A 6569-nucleotide genomic window follows, 5' to 3' on the forward strand; every position below is an offset into this window, starting at 1 on the left:
GAGACGAGGGATCCGGGGGGATCGGGAATGTCCATCGTCGACAAGGTCAAGCAGATGCTCGGGCAGCACTCCGACAAGGCCAGGCACGGCGTCGAGCGCGCCGGGGACATGATCGACGAGCGCACCGGCGGCAAGTACGCCGACAAGGTCGACAAGGTCCAGGAGAAGGCCGGCGAGATGCTCGACCGGGAAGGCGGCCAGGGCGGCACCGGCCAGCAGGGCCAGGGCGGTCAGGGCGGTCAGATGGGCCAGAGCGACCAGGGCGGCCAGATGGGGCAGGGTGGCCAGATGGGCCAGGGCGGTCAGCCCGGCCAGGGCCAGGGCCCCTCCTAACCTGCCCGGCGGTCGGGCCGCGACCAGGCCGCCACGAAGTAGCCGACCCCGTAGGGCGCGTCGTCGGCGAGCAGTTCCCCGCCGAGACCGGGCGAGTGCAAGGCCGCGCCCGCCAGCACCTGCCACGCCGCACGCCCTGCCGCCTGGACGTCACGGGAGAGCCCGGGGTCCAGCGCGGCCAGGGCGGCGGCGTCAGCTGTGCCGAGCGCACGTGCCACGCCCTCATCGTGCGGGCGCGCGCGCACATCGAGATACCCGGGTGCCTTCTCTGAACGGCACGCCGACCCGTCCCCCATCACCAGGAGCGCCACACGGTCGGCCGCCCCTGCCAGTTCCCTGCCGAGCGATAGGCAAGCCTCCGGTTCGGCGTCGAAGGCCACGGCCTGGTAGCGCGCGCGGGCGGCGAAGCCCTGCCGCTCCAGCAGCCACCGGCCGATCGTCAGCGAGAGCGGGAGCGCCTCTGCCCCGTCCACGGGTTCACGTGGGCTCGTCCAGTGGAGCCCGTACGGCCTGAGGGACGCGTAGGCGTCCGGGCCGTAGGGCCGCGTCTCCGCCCCGCCCCCGACGACGGCCAGCACGTCCGCGTCGCCGAGGAGCCCGACGGCCCGGTCGCAGGCGGTGCGCAGCGCGTCGAGCTCCGACGCCGCCTCCCCCGCCATCTCCGGGACGAGAACCGGCGGGTGCGGGCACACCGCCGCCGCTACGAGCACACTGCCTCCTTGGACGGGGTAACACCGCGCCTTGGGACCGGTAGACCGCGAACGGCCGCGAGAGCCGCGCTCAGGAGCAGCCGTGGCCGGACGGGGCGGCGGGTGCCGGGGCGGGCCGTCCGATCGACGGCATGCCCAGCGCGACGCCCTTCGGACCGCCGCCGTTCCCCTGGCGAGCCTCCCACGCGTCGCCCGCCCGCGTGCGGCGGACGTCCAGCACCGGCTTGTCGGCGACCAGGTGGTGCGGCGCCGCGTAGGTGACCTCGACGGTGACCATGTCGCCGGGCCGGACCGGCTGCTCCGGGGCGCCGAAGTGCACGAGGCGGTTGTCGCGCGCGCGGCCGGACAGCCGGCGGGTCGCCTCGTCCTTGCGGCCCTCGCCCTCCGCGACCAGGACCTCCAGCGTGCGGCCGAGCTGCTTCTTGTTCTCCGCCCAGGAGATCTCCTCCTGGAGGGCGACGAGCCGCTCGTACCGCTCCTGGACGACCTCCTTCGGCAGCTGGCCGTCCATGGTCGCGGCCGGGGTGCCCGGCCGCTTTGAGTACTGGAACGTGAACGCCGAGGAGAACCGGGCCTCCCGCACCACGTGCAGGGTCTCCTCGAAGTCGGCCTCGGTCTCGCCGGGGAACCCCACGATGATGTCGGTGGTGATCGCCGCGTCCGGGATCGCCGCCCGGACCTTGTCGATGATGCCGAGGTAGCGCTCCTGCCGGTACGAGCGCCGCATCGCGCGCAGCACCGCGTCCGACCCGGACTGCAGCGGCATGTGCAGCGACGGCATGACGTTCGGCGTCTCGGCCATCGCCGCGATGACGTCGTCGGTGAAGTCCTTGGGGTGCGGCGAGGTGAACCGGACCCGCTCCAGGCCCTCGATGCCCCCGCAGGCGCGCAGCAGGCCCGTGAAGGCGGACTGGCCGCCCTCGGTCATGGCGCGCACCTCGTCCGGCGCCGCCGCCAGGGCGCCGAAGCCCGAGCCGTAGGCGTTGACGTTCTGCCCGAGGAGGGTCACCTCCAGGACGCCCTCGCCGACGAGCGCCTCGACCTCGGCGAGGATCTCGCCGGGGCGGCGGTCCTTCTCCTTGCCGCGCAGGGAGGGGACGATGCAGAACGTGCACGTGTTGTTGCAGCCGACGGAGATCGACACCCACGCCGCGTACGGCGACTCCCGGCGCGTCGGCAGCGTCGAGGGGAAGGTCACCAGCGACTCTTCGATCTCGACCTGCGCCTCGCTCTGCACGCGGGCCCGCTCCAGCAGCGCGGGCAGCGACCCGATGTTGTGGGTGCCGAACACCACGTCCACCCAGGGGGCGCGCTTGACGATGGTGTCGCGGTCCTTCTGCGCGAGGCAGCCGCCGACGGCGATCTGCATGCCCGGATGGCCGTCCTTGACCGGCCGCAGATGGCCGAGGTTGCCGTAGAGCCGGTTGTCGGCGTTCTCCCGCACCGCGCAGGTGTTGAACACCACCACATCGGGCTCGGCGTCCCCGGCGCGGACGTACCCGGCCGCCTCCAGCAGCCCGGACAGCCGCTCGGAGTCGTGGACGTTCATCTGGCACCCGTAGGTACGGATCTCGTACGTGCGGGCGGCCGTCTCCATTGGCGCACTCATGACGGTAACCAAGGGTACGGGCCCGTCCCGCCGCGATGGAACGTCCGGCCGCGGCGGCCCCGGCGAACGGCCTGCTTCCGGGGGCCGGGGCGCACCCGCGGACACCCCGCTCCGACCAGCCCAGATGATCACTCTCCGCCACGATGGACCCGTCCGACATGGGGATTCGTGATCGGATCGGTACCGCTCGGCAACTTTCAGGCGCCCGGCCATGACGTAAAGTCCGTCCGCATGACGGACAGCGAAGGCGAGCTCGACCTCACCAAGGACGAGCCCGAGGACTCCGTTCCGGAGCCGGCCCCCGCGGCGGGCGACCGGGCTCTCGTCGTGGTCGAGAACGTCAACAAGCACTTCGGCGAGCTGCACGTCCTCAAGGACATCAACCTCACGGTGAACTCCGGCGAGGTCGTCGTCGTCATCGGCCCCTCCGGGGGCGGCAAGTCGACTCTCTGCCGGTCGATCAACCGGCTGGAGCCCATCGACGGCGGGAAGATCCTCGTGGACGGCAAGGAGCTCCCCCAGGAGGGCAAGGAGCTCGCGAAGCTCCGCGCCGACGTCGGGATGGTGTTCCAGTCGTTCAACCTGTTCGCCCACAAGACGATCCTCGAGAACGTCACGCTCGGGCCGGTGAAGGTCCGCAGGCAGGGCAAGCAGGAGGCGCAGAAGCACGCGATGGAGCTGCTCGACCGGGTCGGCATCGCCAACCAGGCCGGCAAGTACCCGGCGCAGCTGTCCGGCGGGCAGCAGCAGCGGGCCGCGATCGCGCGCTCCCTGGCGATGAAGCCCAAGGTGATGCTCTTCGACGAGCCGACCTCGGCGCTTGACCCGGAGATGGTCAACGAGGTCCTGGACGTCATGACGGGGCTCGCCCGCGAGGGCATGACGATGATCGTCGTCACGCACGAGATGGGGTTCGCGCGCCGCGCCGCCCAGAAGGTCGTGTTCATGGCGGACGGTCAGATCGTCGAGGAGAACACCCCCGACGAGTTCTTCACCAATGCGCGCACCGACCGCGCGAAGGACTTCCTTTCCAAGATCCTCACGCACTGAGCCGCGGGGCTCCGGCAGAGAGCAGAGGTAGGACGAGAAATGCGAGTACGTCGTTTCGGCGCCCTCATCGGGGCGGGGATGGCGCTGTCCCTGGCGCTCAGCGCGTGTGGCAGCGACACCGAGAAGACCGAGGCCAAGACGGTCGTCCAGAAGGCCAAGGACGACAAGAAGCTGACCATCGGCATCAAGTTCGACCAGCCGGCGCTCGGGCTGAAGAAGCCCGACGGCACCTACGACGGCTTCGACGTGGACGTCGCCAAGTACGTCGCGCAGAAGCTGGGCGTGCCGGAGAGCGGCATCACCTTCAAGGAGACGACCTCCGCGAACCGCGAGTCGTTCATCGGCGGCGGGCAGGTCGACCTGATCTTCGCCACCTACTCCATCACCGAGGCGCGCAAGCAGCAGGTGACCTTCGGCGGTCCCTACTACGTCGCGCACCAGGACACGATGGTGAAGGCCGACAACACCGACATCAAGAAGGCCGCCGACCTCAAGGGCAAGAAGCTCTGCAAGGCGGCCGGGTCGAACTCGTTCCGCCGCATCACCGAGGGCCCGCCGGACGGCAAGCTCAACATCAAGGGCGTCACGCTGGTGGACGCCGGCAGCTACTCCGAGTGCGTGAGCAAGCTGAAGTCCGGCGCGCTGGACGCGGTGAGCACCGACGACCTGATCCTGGCCGGCTTCGCCAACCAGCAGAAGGGCTCCTTCAAGGTCATCAACGACCCCTTCACCGACGAGAAGTACGGCGTCGGCATCAAGAAGGGCGACAAGGAGACCTGCGAGGCCGTCAACAAGGCCATCACCGAGATGTACTCCGACGGCACCGCCAAGACCCTGCTGGAGAAGCACTTCGCCGGCACCGGGCTGAAGCTCGTCACGACCGCCCCGCAGATGGAGGGCTGCTCCTGACCGGGGGCCGCGCCTGACGCCCACCGCGCCGGCGCGTCCCCGCGGAGCGGCTCCCGGGGACGCGCCGGTCCGGCCTGACACCGCCGGCCGGGCTCGACACCGCTGGCCCGACACCGCTGGAACGCCATGAAACAGCTGAGCAATGTTTGACTTCAGCCCGTTCTTCGACAGCTTCGACGAGATCCTCCAGGGATTCTGGGCGACGATCCGCCTGGCGGCCGCCGCGGCGGTGCTCTCCCTCATCATCGGCACGGTCCTGGCGAGCTTCCGCGTCGCCCCCGTCCCGGTGCTGCGCGCCTTCGGCACGGGCTACGTCAGCATCGTCCGCAACACGCCGCTGACGCTGGTGCTGCTGATGTGCAGCCTCGGCCTCAACGACATCCTCGCGCTGAAGTTCTCCTCGACCTCGTCGGTGACGTACTACTGGTGGGCCGTCCTCGGCCTGTCCGCCTACACCGGCGCCTTCGTCTGCGAGACGCTCCGGTCGGGGATCAACACGGTCCCGCTGGGCCAGGCGGAGGCGGCGCGGTCGATCGGCCTGACCTTCACCCAGTCGCTGCGCATGATCATCATGCCGCAGGCGTTCCGCGCGATCATCGCGCCGATGGGCAGCGTCCTCATCGCGATGATCAAGAACACCACGGTCGCCGCGGCGGCGAGCTACGCCGAGGTCGCGCTGGTCACCAAGACGATCGTCGACAAGCCCACGTTCTCCAACGGCGTCATCCCGCTGTTCCTCGGCGTGGCCGTCGGCTTCCTGATCCTCACCCTGCCCACCGGGTACTTCTTCGGCTGGCTGGCCAAGCGGATGGCGGTGGCGCGATGAGCAAGGAAGCTACTGTTCTCTTCGACATCCCGGGGCCGCGGGCGCGCGCGCGGAACAGGGCTCTCGGCGTCGCCGTCACGGTGGGGCTCGCCGCGATCCTCGCCGCGCTGATCTGGCGGCTGGCCGCCAAGGACCAGTTCGCAGCAAAGTTCTGGACGCCGTTCACCGAGTGGACGGTCTGGCGGCACCTGATCATCCCCGGCCTGCTGAACACGCTGAAGGCCGCCGCCGTCGCGACCGTCCTGGCGCTGCTGTTCGGCGTCGTGTTCGGCCTGGCGCGGCTCTCCGACCACTGGTGGATCCGGGTGCCCGCGGGCGCGGTGGTGGAGTTCTTCCGCGGCATCCCGCTGCTGATCCTGATCTTCCTGGCCTTCTTCGTGCCGAACAAGATCAGCCCGCAGATCGCCGAGTCCCAGTTCGGGCAGCTGCAGCGCGTCTCGGTGGACTACTTCTTCTCGATCTTCGGGGTGGAGAGCAACGCCGGCGTCGTCACCGTCCCGGCGTTCGCCGCGGTCGTGTTCGGCCTCACCATGTACAACGGCTCGGTGCTCGCCGAGGTCGTCCGGGCGGGCGTCCTGTCGATCCCGAAGGGCCAGGCGGAGGCCGCCTACTCGATCGGGCTGCGCAAGAACGGCGTCATGCGGCTGATCCTGCTGCCGCAGGCCATCACCGTGATGATGCCCGCGATCGTCAGCCAGATCGTCGTCCTGCTCAAGGACACCGCCCTCGGGTTCATCATCGCCTATCCCGAGCTGCTGTCCGCGGGCTTCCGCCAGGTCCCCGCCAACTACAGCAACAACGTCCTGCAGGCCGGCATCATCGTCGCGATCATCTACATCGCGATCAACATGTCGGTGAGCCGGCTGGCGACGTGGCTGGAGGCGCGCAGCCGCCGCAGCCGCAAGACCGAGGCCAAGACCATGGGCACGGGCGGGGCGCCGCCCGTCGCCGGGGTCGGGGTCGGCGAGCAGGCCGTCCCCTCGACCTGATCTCCACGGTCGCCCGCCGCGGGGGGGGCGCCGGCCCCCCGGGGGGCCCCCCCGGTCGTTGCCGCGCACGTTAACGGGGTGTCCGGGGGGTGGGGGGTTGTTTAATTCCGAAGTGAAAAAGGGGGTGATGGGCCCCACCGCAT

7 protein-coding genes are annotated in these 6569 nt (G+C 70.2%); 5 read left to right on the forward strand and 2 right to left on the reverse strand.

Annotated features, from left to right (window positions below):
• The first annotated feature begins 27 nt into the window (after nt 1-27).
• Nucleotides 28-333: an antitoxin gene (locus ACGFI1_RS03710; protein WP_392782595.1), complete on the forward strand. Its 306-nt coding sequence runs from the start codon at nt 28-30 to the stop codon at nt 331-333.
• Here the strand turns inward: ACGFI1_RS03710 and ACGFI1_RS03715 are convergent.
• Nucleotides 330-1043, reverse strand: a complete 714-nt coding sequence (locus ACGFI1_RS03715) for a hypothetical protein (RefSeq protein ID WP_392782597.1) — start codon at nt 1041-1043, stop codon at nt 330-332. The genes ACGFI1_RS03710 and ACGFI1_RS03715 overlap by 4 nt on opposite strands.
• 70 nt (nt 1044-1113) lie before the next feature.
• Nucleotides 1114-2652: a tRNA (N6-isopentenyl adenosine(37)-C2)-methylthiotransferase MiaB gene (gene miaB, locus ACGFI1_RS03720; protein ID WP_392782599.1), complete on the reverse strand. Its 1539-nt coding sequence runs from the start codon at nt 2650-2652 to the stop codon at nt 1114-1116.
• A gap of 327 nt (nt 2653-2979) precedes the next feature.
• Between miaB and ACGFI1_RS03725 the strand changes: the two genes are divergently transcribed.
• The 4 genes from ACGFI1_RS03725 to ACGFI1_RS03740 all read left to right on the forward strand — a co-directional run bounded on the left by ACGFI1_RS03725 (nt 2980) and on the right by ACGFI1_RS03740 (nt 6426).
• On the forward strand, nt 2980-3702 hold the full coding sequence (locus tag ACGFI1_RS03725) for an amino acid ABC transporter ATP-binding protein (RefSeq protein WP_240808508.1): 723 nt from the start codon (nt 2980-2982) through the stop codon (nt 3700-3702).
• Nucleotides 3703-3741: 39 nt separating this feature from the next.
• A complete protein-coding gene (locus tag ACGFI1_RS03730) occupies nt 3742-4611 on the forward strand; it encodes a glutamate ABC transporter substrate-binding protein (protein ID WP_301174360.1) in 870 nt (289 codons plus the stop codon).
• A 142-nt stretch (nt 4612-4753) separates the two neighbouring features.
• Nucleotides 4754-5437 (forward strand): amino acid ABC transporter permease, encoded by a 684-nt coding sequence (locus ACGFI1_RS03735; RefSeq protein WP_301174361.1) that lies wholly within the window; start codon nt 4754-4756, stop codon nt 5435-5437.
• Entirely contained in the window at nt 5434-6426 is a 993-nt protein-coding gene (locus ACGFI1_RS03740; RefSeq protein WP_392782604.1) for an amino acid ABC transporter permease, read from the forward strand. The genes ACGFI1_RS03735 and ACGFI1_RS03740 overlap by 4 nt, the downstream gene beginning before the upstream one ends.
• Nucleotides 6427-6569 lie beyond the last annotated feature (143 nt).

Origin of the sequence: Actinomadura geliboluensis, from assembly GCF_043197915.1 — a bacterium.
In the GTDB taxonomy this organism is placed as follows: domain Bacteria; phylum Actinomycetota; class Actinomycetes; order Streptosporangiales; family Streptosporangiaceae; genus Spirillospora; species Spirillospora geliboluensis.

Coding starts and splice junctions, on each gene's coding strand:
- ACGFI1_RS03730 (WP_301174360.1), top strand. CDS start 3,742: ATGCGAGTACGTCGTTTCGGCGCCCTCATCGGGGCGGGGATGGCGCTG.
- ACGFI1_RS03740 (WP_392782604.1), top strand. CDS start 5,434: ATGAGCAAGGAAGCTACTGTTCTCTTCGACATCCCGGGGCCGCGGGCG.
- ACGFI1_RS03735 (WP_301174361.1), top strand. CDS start 4,754: ATGTTTGACTTCAGCCCGTTCTTCGACAGCTTCGACGAGATCCTCCAG.
- miaB (WP_392782599.1), bottom strand. CDS start 2,652: ATGAGTGCGCCAATGGAGACGGCCGCCCGCACGTACGAGATCCGTACC.
- ACGFI1_RS03710 (WP_392782595.1), top strand. CDS start 28: ATGTCCATCGTCGACAAGGTCAAGCAGATGCTCGGGCAGCACTCCGAC.